This is a genomic window from Siccirubricoccus phaeus, from assembly GCF_008360935.1.
GTDB classification, from domain to species: Bacteria; Pseudomonadota; Alphaproteobacteria; order Acetobacterales; family Acetobacteraceae; genus Siccirubricoccus; species Siccirubricoccus phaeus.
In genome coordinates, this window is the sequence record NZ_SRXO01000003.1 from 374,091 (window position 1) to 393,663 (window position 19,573).

Consider the following 19,573-nt stretch of genomic DNA (forward strand, 5'->3'; position numbering starts at 1 on the left):
CGGCTACAGCGCCCCTTCCGCCTTCAGCGCCGCGACCCGCGCCGCGTCGAGGCCGAGCCATTCCCCGAGCACCGCCGCGGTGTCGGCGCCAAGGCGCGGCGGCGGCAGCCGCGGCCGGTTCGCCGCGCCGTCGAGCAGGATGCCGGTGCCGACCTGCGGCATCGCCGTGCCCTGCGCCTCGACCTGGTAGAACAGGCCGCGCGCGATCAGCGCCGGGTCGGCCACCACCTGGTCCACCCGGTTGATCGGCCCCGCCGGCACCCGCGCGGCGGCGAAGGCGGCAAGCCATTCGGCGCGCGGGCGGCCGCGCAGGATGTCCTGGATGTCGGCGACGATCGCGGCGCGATGGGCGCGGCGCAGCGCGTTGCTGCCATGGCTCGGATCCCGCCCGCGCTCCGGCCGGCCCACCGCCTCCCAGAAGCGGCGCCAGATGCCGTCATTGCCGAGGCCGAGGGTGATCGGCTCGTCCGCCGTCTCGAAGGCCTGGTAGATGGCGATGACGCTGTCCCGCCCGCCCGAGCGGCGCGGCACCTCCCCCGACCCCAGAAAGGGGACGATGCGGCAGGTGAGGAAGCGGGTCATGCTGTCGGTCAGCGCGATGTCGATGCTGCGCCCGCGCCCGGTGCGCGCGCGCGCGAACAGCGCCGCCATCGCCGCCATGGCGGCGTCCTGGCCGGCCAGCATGTCGGCCGCCGGCGCGCCCACCTTCTGCGGCTCGCTCTCGGGCGTGCCGGTCAGGTCCATGACGCCGGAATAGCCCTCGGCGATCAGGTCGTAGCCGGCATGGTCGGCGCGTTCCCCGGTCAGGCCGAAGCCGGTGATCGAGACATGGATCAGCTCCGGCCGCGCCGCGCGCAGCTGCTCGGGCGCAAGGCCGAGCTTGGCGAGGCTGCGCGCCGGCTGGTTGACCAGCAGCACGTCGGCCTGCCCGATCAGGCCGCGCAGCACCTCCGCCCCGGCGGCGGAGGTGATGTCGAGGGTGACGCTGCGCTTGTTGCGGTTGACGGCGACGAACCACAGCGATTCGCCGTCGAGGAAGGGCGGGCCCCAGGCGCGCGCGTCGTCGCCGGCGCCGGGCCGCTCCACCTTCACCACCTCGGCGCCGAGGTCGCCGAGCAGCATCCCCGCATAAGGCCCGGCGATCGAGGTGGTGAGGTCGAGCACCCGCACCCCGTCGAGCAGGTCGAAGGCGCCCGCCCCGGCGGCGAGCAGCGGCAGCGCGGCGCCGGGCGGGACGTCGTGTCCGGGGGTGGCGACCTTGTCGGCCTGGTCCATTGGGCGATCCTCCTCATGCCGCGACGCCGCGACGCCGCGACGCCGCGGCGGCCGGCGCCGCGCCGGCGGGCCGCGCCGGGCGCCCGGGGTTGCATCCGACGTGCCAGCGCCGCGGCCCGGCGGAGGCCCGCCATCGCGCCGCCGCCCCGGCCCTTGGCGCGGACAGTTGCGCCGGCCTAGTGTCCATGGCAAGGACACTCATGCGGGGAAGAAACGCCATGCCGCGAACGCAGCCGGTCGCGTCGCCGGGATGCGGCGCCGCCATCGTCGAGCATGGCGGAAGGATCGCCGCCCATGGCCTCGCGCGCTCGCGCGAGGTGGCGGCCTGCCTCGCCGACCCGGCATGGATGGCGGCGCTGCGCGGGCGCCGGCTCGCCACCCTGGCCACCCCGCGCGGCCGCTTCCTGGTGCTGCTGATGCCGCTGGACGGGGCCGACCTGGTCGTGTTCAGCGAAGCGCCGGGCGATGCGGTGCTGGAGTTCGTCGCCGCGGTGGATTTCGCCTGGGACATCATCGAGCACGTCGTCACCGACCCCTTCGACGCCATGACCGTGGTGGATGACCGGGCGCGGGTCGCCTACATCTCGCCGGTGCATGAGGCGTTCTTCGGCCTCGACCGCGGCGGCGGCATCGGCCGCCCGGTGCGCGAGGTGATCGAGAACACCCGGCTCGACCGCGTGCTCGCCACCGGCAAGCCGGAAATCGGCGAGATCCAGCGCATGCGCGGGGCCGAGCGGGTGGTCTCGCGCATCCCCATCGCGCGCGAGGGCCGCGTGGTCGGCGCCATCGGGCGGGTGATGTTCAAGGGGCCGCAGCAGGTCGAGGCGCTGGCCCGCCACGTCAACGCGCTGCAGCGCGAGGTGGATTTCTACCGCCGCGAGGCGGCGGCGCTGCGCGGCGACGCGGTCGGCAGCCTCGACGACATCGTCGGCGAGAGCGCGGCGATCCGCCGGCTCAAGCGCGACATCGTCAAGCTCGCCCCGCTCGACGTGCCGGTGCTGATCCATGGCGAGAGCGGCACCGGCAAGGAACTGGTGGCGCGCGCCCTGCATGCGCTGAGCCCGCGCTGCGCCGCCGCGCTGGTGGCGGTCAACGGCGCCGCGCTGCCGGCCAGCCTGGTCGAGAGCGAACTGTTCGGCTACGCGCCCGGCGCCTTCACCGGGGCCGACCGCAAGGGGCGCAAGGGCCGCTTCGAGCAGGCCGCCGGCGGCACCATCCTGCTCGACGAGATCGGCGAGATGCCGCCCGAGACCCAGGCCAAGCTGCTGCGCGTGCTGCAGGAAAGGACGGTCGAGCGGGTCGGCGGGGAGGCGCCGCTGCCGGTGGATTTCCGCCTGGTCTCGGCCACCCATTGCGACCTCAAGCGCATGGTGGCGGAAGGGCGCTTCCGGCTCGACCTGTTCTACCGCATCAGCCCGGTGGTGATCGAGGTGCCGGGCCTTGCCGAGCGGCGCGAGGACATCCCCCTGCTCGCCCGCCACTTCCTGCATGAGCTGGCGCAGCGCCACCGCCGGCCCGAGCCCGAGCTCGACCCGGCGGCGGAGGCGCTGCTGCGCCAGGCCGACTGGCCCGGCAATGTCCGCGAGCTGCGCCACGCGGTCGAGCGCGCGCTGATCTTCGCCGAGGGCGAGCGCCTGACCCCCGCCGCCTTCCCGGATGTCGCCGTCGGCCTGCCGCGCCCGCCCACGGCGGCGGAACCGCGGGGCGCGCGGCTGGCGGACAGCATGGCCGCGCTCGAGGGCGCGAAGATCCGCGAGGCGATGCAGCGCAACCGCGGCAACAAGAAGCGCGTCGCGGCGGAACTCGGCATCTCGCGGACCTATCTCTACAAGCGGCTCGCCGAGATCGATGCGTGAGGCCGGGCGGCGGCCAGATCGATGGCGGCGGTGTTGGGCCACGCCAGCCGCGGTGGAGCCGCGCGGTCATGCCGCAAGGAACTGCTGCCGGAGGCGGGCAGGAAGGGTCGAACCCGGCGCCTTCCTGTACCGCACCCGGTTCTCTGGACAATGGGTCGCCTTATCCGGCGTGACTGAAGGCCTCCTAATTCCAGGCGGCACGCGTGGCGTCTGGGCTGTCCTGGCGGTTCTTCTCGATCAGCCACTCCGCGTCGTAGCGGGCGACGAAGGCGTGGCTCGGCGCCATGACTCTGAACCTGATCTGCTTCGCGAAGGCGTCCGACATGAAGTTGCTGCCGTGGGCACGGCGGAGCGCGAAGCCGCGGGCGGCGCCGGAACCGAGCCGGCCGAACCACTGGCGCGCCGCTATGCCGACCGCCGGGACGGCCTCGTAGCGGGTGCCGCGTTTGGCCACATGCCAGCCGGGCAGTTCGGCGTCCGGTGCTCAGCGACGCCGAACAGCCAGACCTTGCCGTCGGCGACCATGGCGGTCTGGCTCGCGGCGGTCGCCCATATTGCGACCAGCGCCGTGGTGACGATGCAGCGCTCATGCGTGGCAGTATCGGCCATCGCCGGTCCAGGGTGAACGCGGGAGGTCGGCGCGCATGGCCGCACCGCGTCCGACCGGGCGGGCCTCGGGCTGCGGCAACCGTGCGGTCGGCCGCTGGCAGGGGGCGGCGTAGAGCGAGGAGCGTGCCGCCTCCCAGACCCGACAGAACAGCGCGAGGCCGTAGCGCCGGCCGGCCGCTGGCGAGTTGCTTCGCCCATCACCGCGACCGCCCGCGGCGCAGAGGGCCGCGGTGCTCGATCCTGGCGTGCAGCAGCTCGACCGTCGTGCTCAGCTCGCCGATGCGCTGCAGGGCGGCGGCGGGTTGGCCGTCGGCCGGATCAGCCTCGCCGCGCAGCAGCCGCAGCACGACCTCCCGCTTGCGACCAACGCCCGGACGCGGGCCGAAAACGAGCGGGTCTGACCGCGGTGCGCCCTGCCGCGGCGGGGCAACCTGGCCTGTGGATAGCGCGGACGTCCTGCGCCCGCCCTCGCCACTGCAAGCCCTGCAGCCGCTTTATCATGTTCAATCTGGTTCATGACGGACGTCATCATGCCGGTCTCTGGCCGGAAAGAGGGCCGTTCAAGGAAACCGGGTTCAGCTCTCTATCAGGCGTGGCCATGTCCGCCGCTATGTCATCAGCGAGTGTGCGGCCTTTCTGCAGCCTTCGACCCAGCGCCTCAACGAATGCGTCGTAGCGCTCCTTACCTTTCACTCTTGCAGCAGCGGGCATTGTGTCGGGCAGCGGAGGTGCTGCAGTGAGCCAGTGCTTCACGAACAGCGCGAAAGCTTCGTTGCCGATAGTGACGTGGCGTTCCAGCCGCTCGTTGGCGCGCGACAGACGATCAAGTCGACGTGCCAGGGCCGCCTCGAGCCGCTCGGCGCCGTCCGGCGACAGGTAGCTCTCGAGCGCGACCTCGACAACGACGGCTTGGCTGACGCGTTTCCGTGCCGCATAGTCGGCGAGGCGGCGCATCAGATTGGGAGGGAGCCGGAAGGTCGCTTTGTTGCGCATGGCGGGTCAAAGGGCAATCCCGTCGCCGGGGTCGAGTGCTGCCTGACGCGCGACCCGGCGTGCACGCGCTGCGAGGGAACGCGTTCGCACGACATCGTCGTCCTGCTCGTCCTCCATGAAGTCGAACTCCTTCTCCGGCGGCGGCCCGGGCTCAGGAGCGACCTGATCGTGCTCAGGCAGGGTCGGCTCCCGGCGAATGCCGCCGTCGGCATTATCGCCCGCGCCGACGGCTGCTTGTGCTTCCTCACGCTTGACCGGCATAAGCGCGCTCCAGTCATCTGCACGAGGTGCACACGGCGCAGCCGCCGCGGGATCTGGTGGCGCGACGACGCGGCCGCGAAGCTGCCGGTCCTCGTAGTAGCGCGCCTTCCGCGCGCGGATCGGCGGGCAGCCCGACACCAGCACGATTTCGTCTTTTGGCGGCAGCTGCATCACTTCGCCCGGCGTCAGCAGCGGCCGCGCTGTCTCCTGCCTGCTGACCATGAGGTGGCCGAGCCATGGCGAGAGGCGGTGCCCCGCGTAGTTCCGGCTATCGCGGAGCTCCGTCGCCGTACCGAGCGCATCGGAGACGCGCTTGGCCGTGCGCTCGTCATTCGTCGCGAAGGCTACGCGGACATGGCAGTTGTCGAGGATCGCGTTGTTCGGCCCGTAGGCGCGCTCGATCTGGTTCAGCGACTGAGCGATGAGAAAGGACCGGATGCCGTAGCCCGCCATGAAGGCGAGCTGGCTCTCGAAGAAGTCGAGGCGCCCGAGGGCGGGGAACTCATCGAGCATCAGCAGCAGCCGATGACGCCGTCGCTCGTTCTCCAGCGCCTCGGTCAGGCGGCGGCCGATCTGGTTCAGCACGAGCCGCACCAGTGGCTTGGTCCGCACGATGTCGGAGGGGGGGACGACGAGGTAGAGCGTGACCGGTTCGCGCGCCTCGACCAGGTCGGCGATCCGCCAGTCGCACCGGCGGGTGACCTGCGCGACGACCGGATCGCGGTAGAGGCCAAGGAAGCTCATCGCGGTCGAGAGCACGCCCGATCGTTCGTTGTCCGACTTGTTGAGCAGCTCGCGCGCGGCGGAGGCGACGACGGGGTGGGGCCGATCGCCGAGATGCGGCGTCGTCATCATCGCCGCCAGCGTGCGCTCAATCGGACGGCGCGGATCGGAGAGGAAGCCCGCCACGCCGGCGAGGGTCTTGTCCTGCTCGGCGTAGAGGACGTGCAGGATGGCGCCCACCAGCAGCGAGTGGCTGGTCTTCTCCCAGTGGTTCCGCCGCTCAAGCGCGCCCTCGGGGTCGACGAGGATGTCGGCGATGTTCTGCACGTCGCGGACCTCGCTGTCGCCGCGGCGAACCTCGAGCAGCGGGTTGTAGGCGGCGCTCGCCGGATTGGTGGGATCGAACAGCAGCACGCGGCCGAAGCGCGCCCGCCAACCGGCGGTGAGCTGCCAGTTCTCGCCCTTGATGTCGTGCACAATGGCCGAACCCGGCCAGGTCAGCAGCGTTGGCACCACGAGGCCCACGCCCTTGCCGGAGCGGGTCGGCGCGAAGCACAGCACGTGCTCCGGCCCATCATGGCGGAGGTAGCGCTGGGCGAACCAGCCGAGCACGAAGCCGTCGGGGGCGAGCAGCCCGGCGTCCCGGACTTCGCGCTCCGTCGCCCAGCGGGCCGACCCGTAGGTGGTCACGTCGCGCGCTTCACGGGCGCGCCACACCGACATGCCGATGGCGATGCCGATCGCCGCGAAACCCCCGGCAGCGGCAATGACAGCGCCCTCGTAGAAGATCCGCGGCGCATAGGCATCGTACCAGTACCACCACAGGAAGAAGGCGGGCGGAGGATAGACGGGCACGCCCCCCCACACATCCATCGGCTGACCGAGCTGCGCCTGATAGCCGAGGCGCCAGGCTACCCACTGAGTCGCGCCCCAGACCGCAGCCAGCACGATCAGGAAGACGACGAGGACCTGATCCCAGAGGATCTTCGTGGCAGTCATGGGCGGGTGGGGAGCACAGCGACCATGCCGCGAGAGGTGCGCGATCGACGCGGTGACCTGCAAGCGGCCAGAGGTCGGCATCGTGCCGGCGGCGAGCGCGTCGCACGAAACGGCGGAGGGTGATGCCAGTCTAATGCGGCGGCGCGGCACGCGGTCAGAGGCTGAGGCCTCGCTTGCGCGCCGGCGTGAGCTCAAGACTGCCGCCCGGTGCAATGCTCCCCGCCACGGCCAGTCCCCGCTGTCGCTCCATCGCGGGTTTCCACGGCACGAGCTGGAAGCCGAGCCCGTCGTCGATCATCGCGAAGCGCCCCGAGGCCAGGTCGAGCCGCCGGGTGAAGACCCCGGAGACGTTGTCCCCGTGTCGCGCCGGCCGCCCCGCCTTCCCTGTCTCGGCCGTGACCCGCGCGGCAGCCGCCTCCACCTCGCGCTGCCGCAGCGTGTTGAGCAGGTCGCGCGCGAACACAACGCGCTGACCCTGCCGGCGCGCGAGACCTGTGGTGACGAGATGCTCCGTCCGGCGTGCGAGCGCGCCTTCGACTTCGGCGCCGAAGCCCTGCCCGGCCAGCGGCAGCGGCTCGCGGTCCACCAGGCGCCGGTCGAGCCAGGTCGCGCCATCGGCTGTGACCTGCGCCTCGACCGAGATGTCTGATCGCACTGCGAGAGCGCTGCGCTCCCTCCCGCCGGCATCCTGGTAGCGGCGGAGCTCGACGACCGCGCCCGGGTGCCCGTCGCCGGTTGCGTCGATGTCCGCGAAGCGGACGTGATGCACGCGACCGTCGATGCCGTCGATGATCGCGTAGCCGCTGCCCTTGAGCTCGTCGGCGATGCCGCGCTCGACGAGGCGGCCGATGATCGGCTCGGGCCGGTCACCATGGATGGCGAAGTCACCTGCGGCGCGCTTGGCTCCGAGCCCCTGCATGGCGCGGTGCATGGTGCTGATGATGTCGCCGCGGGCGCCGAGGTCGCGCAGCGTCTCCTCCATGCCGGGCCTGAGCGTCCAGACTGCGGGGCCATGGCGCTCGGCGAGCCCGAACCGCTCCAGCGTCTGCGCCCGGCCGATCATCAGGCGACGGAGTTCCGGATTGACAGCGTCCGCGTCTCCGGGACGCAGGTCCAGGATGCCGGCACCCTCATCGGCGGCGGCGCGCAGCGCGCGGTCGAGACCGGTCCAGCGCTCGGCACCGACCTCTGCCTCGAGCGCGCTGCGGATCTCCCTTTCGGTCCTTGGCCCGAGTTCGAGCTCGACCAGCGCCTCGGCGCGACCACGGAAGCCGCGCGAGATGTAGTCGCGCGAGATCACCAGGTCGTCGCCATCCTCGGCCCGGCCGCGCAACAGGACATGGACGTGGGGGTTGTCGGTGTTCCAGTGATCGACCGCGACCCAGTCGAGACGGCTGCCCAGATCCTGCTCGGCCTGGCGCATCAGGTCGCGCGTCCAGGCCTTCAGGTCCGCGAGGGCGGGCGCATCCTCCGGGCTGACGATGAAGCGGAAGTGGTGCCGGTCATCGGCACAGCGTTCCGTGAAGTCTCGGGCATCGGCGCTGTCCGAGTCCGCATCGAAGAGCGGCGCCTTGGCGCCGTCGCGCGTGACCCCGTCGCGCTGGAGATAGCCGATGTGGGTGGCGAGAGAGGCGGAGCGGAAGCGCGTGCCCTGGTGGCGCACGACGCGCGCCTTGATCACGACGCGTCGCGACGGCGAGCGGAGTGCGGCCCGTGCCGCGGCGGCGCGGCCCCGCCCGAACTGCGAGCGGTTGCTGCCCCGCGCCCCGCCACCGAAGCCAGGGCCTGTGTGGCCTGCATTGCGGACAGCGCGCATGACCTGGCCGACGAAGCTTCGCACGCGGCGCGTGGGCGCACGCGTGTCGCCGATGCGGCCAGGTCGAACATGGAGGTCGTCGTCGCGTGTCGTCATGACCGCTGATCCGACCGCGCGTCGCGGCGGCTGGCGCTGAGGCCGTTGATCTGCCTGGGCTTTTGGCAGGAAGCGCCAGCCGCCGCTTTGGCGCGGGACGCGATTTACCGTGCTGGATCAGGCACATACGACCGACCGCCAGCCCTGCTTTTATCTGGCGATCTGCGGTCGGGGTTCCTCTGTCCTTCGCCTCCTTCGCTCTGGTCGTCGGTCCGGGAGTATCCGACAGCACGACAGAAGCACCCGCGCTTGCGCGCACGCGCGACGACGGCGAGGCAGCCGCGCTGCGCGATGGCCTGCGTCCCAACGCCATCGCTCATGGTGAGCCCCCGGCGTTGCGACGGATGGCGAAGATGGAGCCGCGATGACCCGCTGGACCGTCCGCCTCGTGCGCCTCGGCTGCTCGGGATCGGCCGACGAATGGCCGCGCGGGTGGTGTATGGGCTGCGATTGTCGCACCGCCAGGCGTCCCGCCGCGCGCGATCCAAACCGGGATCGGCGGCTCGCCCACTGCGCCGTGCAGGCCGTCACTCGCCTGGCGCGGCGAGTTCACAGGCAGCAGGGCAGCCGGAGAGCGTGGCGAGAATGACGGCGGCAAGACCGAGAGCGCCACGGTGGCGGCGCAGAGCGCCGGCATCCAGACGACGCCCGCCGCGCACGCGTCGAGCGTCGGGTCGGCCGGGAAATCGCAACCCCCAGCGCTCGGCGACGGCGTCGGCCGCGTCGTCGGGCCGTGCGTCGTCGAGCTGTTCCCAGTCGCACACATAGCGCGGGTTGCGTCGGAGGAACTCCCAGGCGATTTCGCGCGCCGAGGCGTTCTCCAGCTCTGCGTAGGCGGCCGCCGACCGCCAGTCTCGCGACGGCATGGCAAGGCTCCGGCACAGCGCGGAGCGCACGCTCCGCGCGCAGCATGCCGAGAGATGCGACTATCCGGTGTGTTGTGGAGGCGCGCACCGGGCAACACGTGTTGCCGTCGGCACAACGCCGGTCAGTTCGCCGAGCCTTGGCGAAGCAGATCGCGGTAGCCGGCCTCGGTCATCCATCGGGCGCGGGCGAGATGGCTGTCGTGGATTCGCCGTGCCTGGTCGGCATCGTGATCGGGGTCGAGGCCGAGGACGATGCGAGCGACTTCCCGCCAGTCGGCGCCCTCGGCGGCGGCATCCAGCAGGCGGAGGTAGAGGATCTTGTGGGCCAGGTCATAGGCCGTGACGCGCGGTTCGTCGGGTGGGGTCTCGAGGATCCTCGCGGCGGTCATGCGGGCGCCCCCTCTGCCGGCGTCTCATCGCGCTGTCGCCGCAGGGTCACCCATCCGGGCAGCGAGCGCCAGCCGGGGCGTTACATGGGAGCGGGGGCGCGCGATTTACACACTATAGAAGATAAACTCAAAGTATGTAACGATCCGACCGTGCCGGCATGGATATGCGCCGGCTGGTGGGGAGGAACGTGCGTCGGATCAGGCTGGAGAAGGGCCTGACGCAGGAGGCGTTCGCCGAGCGGTCCGGGTTCAGCCAGCAGTATCTCAGCAGCCTGGAACGCGGGCGCCGTAACCCGACCATCGTCACACTCTTCGAGTTGGCGTCCGCCCTGGGCGTCAGTCACGTCGCGCTCGTCGCGCCGGATGGCGAAAGCGGCGCGGCCGCACCGCTTCGCCGAGGGGGTCGCTCAGGAAAGACAACGACCGCACCTAAGGGCCCGTGACGCCCCAACATTTAAGGCGACGCACCGCGGCATAGGCCCGCTTGACGCATTGGCGTTTCAGGAATAGGTATCGATGAAACACCAATGCGTGGGGTGTGCCTTGGCTGCTCAGATTCTCCCTTTCCCGAAGCCCGCCTCGGCCCCGTCGTCGCCCATCGCGACGTATCTCTGGGTCGGTGAGGCCCATCGGAAGCTGGCGGATCTGCACGCAGCAGGCCATCTGCCGGCCCGCCGGCTGGTCGTGGAAGCTTCCCGCCTGCGTCATCAGCGAGAGCTCGTCGCCGCGGTCCGAGACGCTGGTGGCGAGATCGTCCTGGATACCGAGGTGGCCGAACTCGCAAGCGTCGGGAAGCATGCCGGGCAGGTTCGGGGTGCACCGTGGGCGCTGCCGGAAGGTGCCGGCCCGCTTGGTCCCGATCATTTCCGGCCGGACGCGTCGACCGACGTAATTGGCCAAATTGCCCGTTTGGCGGTGTCGTCCGGCGTCACCGCTGTCTTGTCGCCAGCGCATCATCTCGGTGACCCGGGGTTCCGCGACTGGATAAGTGTCGATTCCGACGCGTGCCTTGCCCTGCGTAAGGCGCTTGACCGCGAGGGCGGCCAGGCCATTCCGATCGACTACCCATTGATCGTTCCGAGTGCGATGCTGAACGACCCGAGCCAGCGGGGATTGCTGGTTGCGATGCTGGGCAGGCTACCCATCGACCACGTCTGGCTGCGCGTCGTGGGTTTGGGCGCAGATGCCGGCCCCTTGCAGATGAGCCGCTACCTCTCCGCCGTGGCAGGGCTGCACAATCTCGGCAAGCCCGTGATCGCCGATCATCTGGGCGGGCTGCCAGGCCAGGCTGCATTGGCGTTCGGCGTGGTCTCCGGAATCGCGCAGGGCATCGGCGAACGCGAGCGCTTCGATACGGGCGACTGGCACAAGCCAGCCAAGCCGCGGGCCGACGACGCGAAGTTCGGTCGCGCTGTCCGGGTTTCGATACCCGGCCTCAACCGCACGCTCACACGCGCCGAGCTCGACGTGCTCGCCAGCGCGAAGAATGGCCGCCGCATTTGCGGGTGCGCCGATCGCGCGTGCTGCAAGCATGGCTACGACAGCATGGTCGCTGATCCGCGCGGGCATGCGGCGCGGCAGCTATTCTGCAGCATCGCGAGGCTGGAGGCCGTGCCGGACCTTCGGCGCGAGACGTATTTCCTTGGCCATGACGGTCCGATGGCGAAGGCGGATAGGACGGCACGCGAGATCAAGGCGCTGCGGCCGGACGCCTCTGAAGCGGCGCGCCACAACGTTGACCCGGAAGCCTTGATGAAACGGCTGGCGGATCACAGCCGGACGACTGAGAAGATGCGGACGACCTTGGAAACCATTCACGAGACCCGTGGCAACGACGTGCCGCGCGCGCGCGTGGCTGCCCTCCGAAGTGGAGGCGGACGCAAGTCGGCAACCGGGAAGCCATGAACGCACGCTCAGGGGCGATGCCCCGCTATATCGAAGATCTGAACGCGCTCGGTGGCCTGTCCGGCACCGACATCGCTAACATCGCCGACGTGTCCAAGGCGACGGTCTCTCGGTGGAAGGCCGGCACCGTCAAGCCGCAGCCGGACACGCAGCTGGTCCTGTCCGACCTTCACTTCATCGTCCAGCGGCTCACCGAGTACTACAGTGCGGATGAAATCCGCACCTGGCTCTACGCGCGGCATCCGCAACTCGATGGCCAGCGTGCCATCGACCTGATCAACCAGAATCGGTCCGAGGATATCCTGCGCATCCTCGATCGGCTGGACTCGGACGTGTATCTCTGACGCATGGCCGCGGCCCGCTCCCCCCGCGACAACCACCTGCTCGACGCCGTAGAGGCTTTGCCGCGGGAGGCCTGGAGCGGCCCAGTGTGGCGCGTCGTGCGGGAAGGGCGCGATCCGACACAGTGCAGCGCGGTCGGCGGCCGCTGGGACGATCGGAGCTTCGAAGTGCTCTACACCTCGACGCATGCCGATGGCGCCCGGGCCGAGATGTTCTTCCATCTCAGCCGCGGCCAGCCCGTGATGCCGTCACAGGTGCGCTATAGCCTGCACGAGCTTCGCGTCACGCTCGATGCCTGCGTGCGCATCGCCTCGCTGGAGGTCCTGGGGGGATTGGGTCTCAAGACCGGGACATTCGGTCAGCTGTCCTACAGCGAACGGCAGCTCGAATATCCGCGCACGCAAGAGATCGCCGAGGCCGCCCATTTCCACGGCCGCGACGGCCTGTTCGTACCGAGCGCGCGCTCCACCCATCCCAACTTGGTCATATTCTGCGGCGTCGCCGGACCGGAGGCGGTCGAGGTCGTGCGCGACCACGGCATCGTCGACTGGACGGCTTGGCGAAATGCGCAGCGCAACGGCTGAGCGACGCGCCGCCCGTGCGTCAGGGATCACTGCTGCCCAACAGATTGCCCTGCGCCGCCACGCTCCTACGACCGCGCCGCGCGGTGGGCGCCTTCGTCGCATCCGCCGGAAGCGCCGCCTGCAGCGCCAAAGCGCGCAGCGTCGGGCCGCTGCAGATGCGTTCCAGAACGTCGGCCTGCGCGGCCTCCAGCGCAACCAGGCCGCCAAGCACGTTCAGCACGTTGGTAGGCGAGGCCTGCGGGCCCTCGTAGCCTTCGCCTGACGCGGTGCCTATCTCGTCGGCCGCTCAGTGCCACGGCATGAGTACGTCGATGTGGCTGTTGGGCCAGCCGTTGATGAGGTGCGCCAGTACGTCGGCGAGGTAGCGCTGCAGGTCAACGTTGTTCAGCTTGCAGGTCTCGATGAGCGAGGCAACCACCGCCGAGCGGGCCCCGCCCTCTCGGGCGGGGCCCGCTGGCCGCTCACTCCCTGCTGCGGTTGCCGTTGGGGCGGGACCAGATCAGCTCGAACTCGCCGCCCTCCATCTCGAAGAGGTTCGCCAGGATCGGCGCCGGCAGGGAGGGGTCGTCGAGCTTCACCGAGAGGTAGTCGCGGCCCTCGTTCGAGGTCTTCTTCCACGCCGCCCCGATCTCGGCCCGGCCGGCAAAGATGCGGAAGTCGGGGGCCTTGTCGCTGCTCTTCTCGGCCGGCCGAACCTGGACCTTGGCGTCGAGGGTGAGCGTCGAGACCGTGCCGGTGAAGCCGTCGCCGGTGCGGGTGAAGGTGCCGATGGTCGCCATGACTGTCTCCTGTCTGTCGATCGGGCCGCGCCCATCGCGGCCTCGATGGCGATCGTCCGGCCGGGGGCGGGCGCCGACACACCCGCTTGCGGGCCGCAGCGCAGCGGAGGACGGGGCTGGGGGACTTTCTTGCCTCGCGAGGAATGGCCCACCCAGGGTCCCCGCGCGGCTTGCCGCGTGGGGTGGGTAGCCAGGGGAAGAAAGTCGCACCGGCGCCGTTGCGGCCGAGGCGCCCGAGGCGTCAGCCGTCCCTCGGCCAGATCAGGCCATCCGAGGGAGCGTGGCAGCGCGACACCGGACGGACCACGGAGACAGCAGGCGACAGTCGCCGCGCCCGGCACAAGCGCGACGAACCAGGCATCGCGGTCACGGCGCCCATGGCGTGCACAAGGGAGGATCTGGCCGGAACGGGGAAGGCGAAACGCTGGCCCTGTTGCGCATCATCCCGGCTGGGTGGGGCGCGGCGTGGATGTCCTCGACGAGGGCCGCTCTCTTTCGGGGTCAGCCGCGCGATCCCGATGACGGCGCGGGCAGGCGTGCCGTGGAAGGGGATGGCAGGCGAGGCTGATGCGGTCCCGCCCCTTCGGTAAACTCCGCGTCAGGAGGGACAACGGTGACCTGCCTCGGCTGGGCGCCGGCGCCCGCGAACGCAGCCAGTTGCACTGCCGCGGAAACACCGACGGCTAGGCCGCCGATCGCCGCGAAGACGTGCCGCCAGGCTTCCGACGGCACGAGCAGCGCCGAGATCCCAAGCACCGCGTGGTAGCCGGCCACGACCGCCGGTGCGGCGAACAGCAGCGCGATGACGGCCCGCAGGGCGAGCGAGCGCACGGACGCGAAAAGCAGCTGTGCGGCGAACAGCGCCACCACGCCGGCGACGAGGCCAACCAGCGCCGCGCCGATCACGCCCGCGCCCGTCTCGAAAGCCCACATGCCGACCGTCAGCCCGACGAAGATCGGCACGGCGTAGATGGCGAGCGTGAACAGCAGCACGAGCGCCGTGCCGAGGCCGAACAGGCTGACGACAATGCCAAGCGTCATGCGACCCTCCCCGGTCGAGGCGCGATGATGCGCCCCGATTGTAGCGGATCGCGGGCGTGCAGCGGTTCGCCTTTGCGCGAGCGCATCATGGTGCGGGCGGCGCTACCCGCCGCCCCCGCGGAAGTCGAAGAGTGGGATGCCGAGGCGCTTCGCCTTGTCGGCCAGGTTGTCGGTGACACCCGAGCCCGGAAAGACGATGACGCCGATCGGCAGCGTCTCGAGCAGCGCGTCGTTGCGCTTGAAGGGCGCGGCCTTGGCGTGGCGGTGCCAGTCTGGCTTGAAGACGATCTGCGGCACCTTGCGCTGATCGGACCAGCAGGCGGCGATGCGCTCGGCGCCCTTCGGCGTGCCGCCATGCAGCAGCACCATCTCGTGGTGCTTCGCGTGCACGCGGTCGAGCGCGGCCCAGATGCGCTGGTGATCGTTGCAATCGACCCCGCCGGCGAAGGCGATGCGCACGCCCGGGGGCATCAGTGGCTCGGTCTCGGCGCGGCGCCTGGCGGCGAGGAAGTCGCGGCTGTCGATCATCGCCGCGGTCATCGTGCGCCGGCTGACCATTGACCCCGCACGCGGGCGCCAGGCGGAGCCGGTGTGGTTCTCGAAGTGCTCGGCCGCGGCGTCGCGGAGGAACTCGAAGGCGTTGCGGCGCTCGATGAGCGTGAGGCCCTGGGCGAGGAGGCGTTCCAGCTCGACGGAGCGGACCTCGGAGCCGTCCTGCTCGCGCTGGGAGCGCTGCTGCGCGGCCTCGTTGGTGTCGAGCTCGCGGCCGATGCGGTCGATGCCGCGATGGAAGAGGTTGACCAGCGACCAGAGGAGGTCGGGCAGGTCGGGCTCGAGGCGCGTCTCGCCGAGGCTTGCGACGAGTGCGTCGAAGATGTCGCCGACGGCACCGGAGAGGCGGTCGGGATCGGGCAGCGGCCGCGGATCGGGCTCGTCTGCGAAGGGGCGGTAGCCGTGGAGCTGCAGCTCGTCGAGCAGGTGCGCGGTGGCGGTGGCGGCGTGGGTAGGTTCGGCGTCGTCGAAGCGGTCGGTCATGGCCGGGTCCTCGCTGTCACGGGCCGCGCCCATCGCGGCCTTCGTGGCGATCACCCGGCCGGGGGCGGGCCGGACCGGCACCCGCAGGCGAAGCCGGAGGGCCGCAGCGCAGCGGAGGACGGCGGCGCGCGGCTTTCTTGCCTCGCGAGGAAGCGGCCCGTCAGGGCCGCGGGGAAGAAAGGCGCGCGACGGCGTTGCGGGGAGGGAGCGGCTCCGGCCCGATCGCCGGGGAGAAGGCCGTGGACGCGGTCATGTGCGAGGAGAGCCGCTTGGATGAGTTCAGCGCGCAAGAATCCCGAGTGAGTCCCAGGCATCCGAGCATGTCTATCGCGTCGACATTCGCGCCTTGCCGCAATTGAACGGCTGCTTCTGGCGGAGACTGGACAGTCCGCCTTTTCGCGCTGGGCGGCCTCTATACGGACATCGCCTCATGCGGGCGTGAGTCGGTTATGTCGCGAACAGATGACCAGGCGCTTTGCGCCGCGTGTCATCGCGACGTAGAGATGCCTGCGGTCCATCTCGGCGGGATCGAGGATAACTGCGAGATCCGCCTCAAGTCCTTTGAGCAGCAGCGTGCTGCCGACGGTCCGTCGCGCAAAAGGTCGTCCGACCAGCCGCGATCGCTCGCGCTCCTGAACCGCTGCTTCGGCAGGAGCCAAGGTGGCGTCGTCGCTGCAATTCTTGAGCATGCGCAAAGCGCCGCGCAGGATTGCAGGCCGGTGGGTACGGACGCCCGCCTCCTTGCCGATTTCGACCAGAAGATCCGCAGCGGAGCGGTAGCAGGGCGCTCCCGCGAATCGCACCGCAGCCGCTTCGGCCGGCGAGGCGGGTTTACGCTCGCGGCCCTGGCGCAGGGTGGCCACGCGCGCGAGCAGGTTGGTACCCCCGGTGTTGGTCATGACACTGCTGGCAAAATTTACAACATGCTCCAGGGCCCCCGGCGAGGCAAGATCGAGCCCTTCGCCGAATGCGACGAGATCGCGCATATCGACGTTCTCGACCGTGACCGCCCCAACAATCTGACTGGCGAACTGGCGCTGGCCAGCCGGGTTGCGCGAGTCGGCGATGATCAGAACCTTTTCGTCCTCGGCTGCCGCTATGCCGCCTGCACGCAAGCGTTCCTGATGGTCGCTAGCGCCGTCGAGACGGATCCAGGAAACATTTCGTGGTGCTTCCGCGAGATCGATGCCCTGCCCTGCGATCAGCGCGCGGCGAACATCGAGAAGATAACGGCCGAAGCCCTCCTCCCCGACATTGATCCATCGCCAAGGCGTATCGAGTTCGGCTGCAATCGGGAAATACGCGCAGACATGCTTGTCCCAGTCTGCGAGCGCATTGCCTTGAAAGCCAAAGATCGCCTGCAAAGGGTCACCGAGAACACAGGTGTCGAGACTTCGCGCCGCGAAGGCCACGATGGCGTGCTGGATTTCCGAGCAATCCTGATATTCGTCGACGATAAGCCGAGCGTATGTCGCGGCGAGCACATCGGCGACATGGCCGTCGCGCAGCACGATGGCCGCTGCGCGGCGGATTGCCGGGTAATCAGTGCGCGGATTCTGAATCGACATGATCGCCGGATCGTGCCCACCCCGCTTGGGGAACAGGGTCAGCAGGCGAATGCACCAGCCGTCGATGGTCGACAGCCGGTACTGCGACGGCCTGACCCCCGCGTAGTCGAGCCGCGCGCGGAGAGCCGCCACACCGGCGTTGGTGTGCGTGAGGACAAGGATTGGCTTCGAGCTCTCGTGGCGCCCGAGCGCCTGAGCAATCAGATGTGTTTTCCCGCATCCAGCGGGCGCCGTCACGGTGCCACGGGCGATCGAGAGAAGATCGACCTCAGGCATCCGCACACCAGTTGAACACGGCCTCGATCGCTGCGCGAAACTCGGGGCGCGCATTCGGCAGGTCGGGGCCGATGATGTCGCGCGCGGCCTCTTCCATGCAGCTCACTGTCTTGAACCAGCTGTTCTTCTTGTACTTGGCGGCGTCGGCGAGAGTAGTCCGGATAAGGTCTGTCATCCGTCCGCGGCAATCCGCGAGGCTCATGATCCCAGACGAGGTGGTATCAATGTGCGCGGCGATCAGCTCCTCGCCGTGGATTTCGACCGCCCTTTCCAGCAACAGGTGGACCCCATTGTCGCTAACTCCGGCGAACAGCGCCTGTTCCAGCGCCTGCCCGTCCTGCCATTTGAACAGATCACCGCCCCCAACCTCGAAGACACCTTCCTCGCCCGCGTCGGGTTTCACGTCGTCGTCGCGTAGCACTGCAACGCGGTAACCGAGCGACGCTAGCGCGTTCGCTCGAACGTAAATCTTAGTAACGCCGCCCGCGTCGACCAGCGCGACGCCATGGGCATTAAGGGATACTTGGCCGGCGGTCATTCGGTGCAGATCGAGCCCACGAAGGAGGCCGACCTCGCTGGCACCTTCACAGATGAGCACCGATCGCGCGAGAAAGGCGTCAGGCTGCACACGAATCGTTCCCTGGATCGCGTCCTCGGTGCCGACTAGCCCGGATTATGCGCGAGGGCTGCCTGTGGTGGAGTTCCTCGAGGCTCGCCGGCATGAGGGTCTCGGGACCTACGTGTTTCCCGGCCAAGGCGATGACAACGCCTTTGGCAGCTTCCCGAACCATTGGCGGCAGATCTTCGAAGACACGGCGCTCTCCGACATCACGCCCCACGTCCTGCGGCACAGCTTCGCCAGCATCGCCAACGACCTGGGCTTCACCGAGGTGACGATCGCGGCGCTGGTCGGCCACTCGAAAGGTTCGGTGACGAGCAACTACATCCACACGCTCGATACGGCGCTGATCATGGCCGCCGACACGATCTCGGGCTACATCCAGGGCCTGCTCGATGGGATCGAATTCAAGCAGACGGCCTACGCCCTCGATCGTGACTCCCACAAAGCGGCCCTCGCTCGGTTCCTTCAGAAGGCTGTCGGAGACGTAGACGGGGTGAACGATGCTGAACAGCGCCTCGCAGCATGAGCGAGGTAGCGAGATTTCAGTTATTGCAGTTATAGCCTGTCCGACCTATATTGGTCGGGCAGGAGAAAGCCATGACCAGCCAAGTCGTCCAGTTCACCGGGCTGTCTGACCAGGACCGCAAAAAGGTGTCTCCTTTGCCCAAGCTGGCGGAGGGCGATCATGTCGAACTGCACGTCCGACGCCCCGACGGCCGGGAACAGACCTTGTCACTCCCGCCAGCCGCGAACAGCGTCGTCGAGGCGCTGCTGTCGCGCCTTCTCAGCGGCCAGCGCGTCGCGCTGCTGACCGAGGATCAGGAGCTGAGCCCAATGGAAGCGTCGGCAGTGCTCGGCATCTCACGACCGCTCGTTGTCCACCGGATGGACATCGGCGATCTGCCGTTCCGCTATGTCGGCAAGCACCGCCGTGCTCTGCTGAAAGACGTGCTTGTCCTGAAGGACCGTCTCGACGCGCATCAGAAGGCGCTCGACGCGCTGGCCGAGGACACAGAGGACTTGATCAGCAAGCATGGGCTCTAAACCACCTGTCGCGGTCTATGATGCCTGCGTCCTCTATCCCTTCCACCTTCGCAATGTCCTGATCCAGTGCGCCGTCGACGGCTTAGTGGTGGCGCGCTGGACGGACGACATTCACGCGGAGTGGATCAGGAATCTCGCGGCCAATTCGGGCATCCCGATCACGCGGCTCCAAGCCACGCGCGACCGGATGAAGGCTGTCCTGCCGGAGGCCGACGTCAGTGGCTATCAGACTTTGATCCCGACTCTGTCGCTGCCAGATGCCAACGACAGGCACGTTCTTGCCGCCGCCATCAACGGCGGCGCCGCGGTGATCGTGACCTGGAACGCGAAGCACTTCCCGACCGCGCAGCTATGCCATCATGCCTAGCCCGAGCGACCCCTAGGGTCAACAGACTCGACCGTCTTCTACCAACCTCTCTGACGGATCGTCCGACGCCCGCTCTCGCACGCGACATCCTATCCATTTCCCCGCCATCGCTTCCCCCCAAGCTGCT

At 69.4% G+C, this 19,573-nt stretch carries 22 protein-coding genes and 1 pseudogene; 9 read left to right on the plus strand and 14 right to left on the minus strand.

The annotated features are described in order from the left end of the window. Positions 1 to 3: 3 nt before the first annotated feature. On the minus strand, positions 4 to 1,275 hold the full coding sequence (locus E5N76_RS06455; RefSeq protein ID WP_149536458.1) for a CaiB/BaiF CoA transferase family protein: 1,272 nt from the start codon (positions 1,273 to 1,275) through the stop codon (positions 4 to 6). Positions 1,276 to 1,493: 218 nt separating this feature from the next. On the opposite strand from E5N76_RS06455, the gene E5N76_RS06460 reads away from it, so the two are divergent. Continuing rightward, positions 1,494 to 3,131, plus strand: coding sequence for a sigma-54 interaction domain-containing protein (locus E5N76_RS06460; protein ID WP_207791879.1), 1,638 nt, complete (start codon positions 1,494 to 1,496; stop codon positions 3,129 to 3,131). A 184-nt stretch (positions 3,132 to 3,315) separates the two neighbouring features. Here E5N76_RS06460 and E5N76_RS06465 read toward each other — a convergent pair whose 3' ends face one another. Next, positions 3,316 to 3,585, minus strand: a complete 270-nt coding sequence (locus E5N76_RS06465) for a hypothetical protein (protein ID WP_149536459.1) — start codon at positions 3,583 to 3,585, stop codon at positions 3,316 to 3,318. Positions 3,586 to 3,985: 400 nt separating this feature from the next. On the opposite strand from E5N76_RS06465, the gene E5N76_RS29365 reads away from it, so the two are divergent. Further along, positions 3,986 to 4,141, plus strand: coding sequence for a hypothetical protein (locus tag E5N76_RS29365; RefSeq protein ID WP_187830009.1), 156 nt, complete (start codon positions 3,986 to 3,988; stop codon positions 4,139 to 4,141). 127 nt (positions 4,142 to 4,268) lie between these two features. Here E5N76_RS29365 and E5N76_RS06470 read toward each other — a convergent pair whose 3' ends face one another. The 5 genes from E5N76_RS06470 to E5N76_RS06490 form a co-directional block, all read right to left on the minus strand. Further along, positions 4,269 to 4,733, minus strand: coding sequence for a ribbon-helix-helix domain-containing protein (locus E5N76_RS06470; protein ID WP_149536460.1), 465 nt, complete (start codon positions 4,731 to 4,733; stop codon positions 4,269 to 4,271). A gap of 6 nt (positions 4,734 to 4,739) precedes the next feature. Beyond that, positions 4,740 to 6,716, minus strand: coding sequence for a conjugal transfer protein TraG (locus E5N76_RS06475; RefSeq protein WP_149536461.1), 1,977 nt, complete (start codon positions 6,714 to 6,716; stop codon positions 4,740 to 4,742). 154 nt (positions 6,717 to 6,870) lie between these two features. Further along, positions 6,871 to 8,628 carry a relaxase/mobilization nuclease domain-containing protein gene (locus E5N76_RS06480; RefSeq protein WP_149536462.1) on the minus strand — a complete coding sequence of 586 codons (1,758 nt, stop codon included), beginning with the start codon at positions 8,626 to 8,628 and terminating at the stop codon, positions 6,871 to 6,873. Positions 8,629 to 9,155: 527 nt separating this feature from the next. Next, positions 9,156 to 9,494 carry a transcriptional regulator domain-containing protein gene (locus E5N76_RS29370; RefSeq protein WP_187830010.1) on the minus strand — a complete coding sequence of 113 codons (339 nt, stop codon included), beginning with the start codon at positions 9,492 to 9,494 and terminating at the stop codon, positions 9,156 to 9,158. 122 nt (positions 9,495 to 9,616) lie between these two features. Next, complete coding sequence (locus E5N76_RS06490; RefSeq protein ID WP_149536463.1) at positions 9,617 to 9,883, minus strand: DNA -binding domain-containing protein; 267 nt, start codon at positions 9,881 to 9,883, stop codon at positions 9,617 to 9,619. A 164-nt stretch (positions 9,884 to 10,047) separates the two neighbouring features. Between E5N76_RS06490 and E5N76_RS06495 the strand changes: the two genes are divergently transcribed. From E5N76_RS06495 to E5N76_RS06510, 4 genes are all read left to right on the plus strand, one after another. Beyond that, the gene (locus E5N76_RS06495; protein WP_235907589.1) at positions 10,048 to 10,326 is read left to right on the plus strand and encodes a helix-turn-helix domain-containing protein; all 279 of its coding nucleotides are present in this window, start codon (positions 10,048 to 10,050) and stop codon (positions 10,324 to 10,326) included. Between the two features lie 73 nt (positions 10,327 to 10,399). Then, positions 10,400 to 11,788, plus strand: a complete 1,389-nt coding sequence (locus E5N76_RS06500) for a hypothetical protein (RefSeq protein ID WP_149536465.1) — start codon at positions 10,400 to 10,402, stop codon at positions 11,786 to 11,788. Between the two features lie 17 nt (positions 11,789 to 11,805). After that, entirely contained in the window at positions 11,806 to 12,132 is a 327-nt protein-coding gene (locus E5N76_RS06505; RefSeq protein ID WP_235907590.1) for a helix-turn-helix domain-containing protein, read from the plus strand. A gap of 3 nt (positions 12,133 to 12,135) precedes the next feature. Beyond that, positions 12,136 to 12,714: an RES family NAD+ phosphorylase gene (locus E5N76_RS06510; RefSeq protein WP_149536467.1), complete on the plus strand. Its 579-nt coding sequence runs from the start codon at positions 12,136 to 12,138 to the stop codon at positions 12,712 to 12,714. Between the two features lie 19 nt (positions 12,715 to 12,733). On the opposite strand, the gene E5N76_RS06515 is transcribed toward E5N76_RS06510, so the two are convergent. The 7 genes and pseudogenes from E5N76_RS06515 to E5N76_RS06545 all read right to left on the minus strand — a co-directional run bounded on the left by E5N76_RS06515 (position 12,734) and on the right by E5N76_RS06545 (position 18,041). After that, positions 12,734 to 12,934 carry a hypothetical protein gene (locus E5N76_RS06515; protein WP_149536468.1) on the minus strand — a complete coding sequence of 67 codons (201 nt, stop codon included), beginning with the start codon at positions 12,932 to 12,934 and terminating at the stop codon, positions 12,734 to 12,736. 66 nt (positions 12,935 to 13,000) lie between these two features. Beyond that, positions 13,001 to 13,153 (minus strand): annotated as a pseudogene (locus E5N76_RS06520) (transposase domain-containing protein); the annotation flags it as partial. Between the two features lie 22 nt (positions 13,154 to 13,175). After that, the gene (locus tag E5N76_RS06525; RefSeq protein ID WP_149536470.1) at positions 13,176 to 13,493 is read right to left on the minus strand and encodes a DUF736 domain-containing protein; all 318 of its coding nucleotides are present in this window, start codon (positions 13,491 to 13,493) and stop codon (positions 13,176 to 13,178) included. Between the two features lie 501 nt (positions 13,494 to 13,994). Beyond that, positions 13,995 to 14,534: a hypothetical protein gene (locus E5N76_RS06530; protein ID WP_187830011.1), complete on the minus strand. Its 540-nt coding sequence runs from the start codon at positions 14,532 to 14,534 to the stop codon at positions 13,995 to 13,997. A 102-nt stretch (positions 14,535 to 14,636) separates the two neighbouring features. After that, complete coding sequence (locus E5N76_RS06535) at positions 14,637 to 15,569, minus strand: DUF2493 domain-containing protein (RefSeq protein WP_207791880.1); 933 nt, start codon at positions 15,567 to 15,569, stop codon at positions 14,637 to 14,639. A gap of 428 nt (positions 15,570 to 15,997) precedes the next feature. Then, positions 15,998 to 17,413, minus strand: a complete 1,416-nt coding sequence (locus tag E5N76_RS06540) for a UvrD-helicase domain-containing protein (protein ID WP_235907591.1) — start codon at positions 17,411 to 17,413, stop codon at positions 15,998 to 16,000. Continuing rightward, positions 17,406 to 18,041, minus strand: coding sequence for a TOPRIM nucleotidyl transferase/hydrolase domain-containing protein (locus E5N76_RS06545; protein WP_187830012.1), 636 nt, complete (start codon positions 18,039 to 18,041; stop codon positions 17,406 to 17,408). Before E5N76_RS06545 ends, E5N76_RS06540 begins: the two co-directional genes overlap by 8 nt. A gap of 67 nt (positions 18,042 to 18,108) precedes the next feature. Between E5N76_RS06545 and E5N76_RS06550 the strand changes: the two genes are divergently transcribed. The 3 genes from E5N76_RS06550 (at position 18,109) to E5N76_RS06560 (ending at position 19,446) form a co-directional block, all read left to right on the plus strand. Further along, positions 18,109 to 18,561 (plus strand): tyrosine-type recombinase/integrase, encoded by a 453-nt coding sequence (locus E5N76_RS06550; RefSeq protein WP_235907592.1) that lies wholly within the window; start codon positions 18,109 to 18,111, stop codon positions 18,559 to 18,561. A gap of 71 nt (positions 18,562 to 18,632) precedes the next feature. Further along, entirely contained in the window at positions 18,633 to 19,079 is a 447-nt protein-coding gene (locus tag E5N76_RS06555; RefSeq protein ID WP_149536473.1) for a DNA-binding protein, read from the plus strand. Continuing rightward, entirely contained in the window at positions 19,069 to 19,446 is a 378-nt protein-coding gene (locus E5N76_RS06560) for a PIN domain-containing protein (RefSeq protein WP_149536474.1), read from the plus strand. The genes E5N76_RS06555 and E5N76_RS06560 overlap by 11 nt, the downstream gene beginning before the upstream one ends. Positions 19,447 to 19,573: the final 127 nt, after the last annotated feature.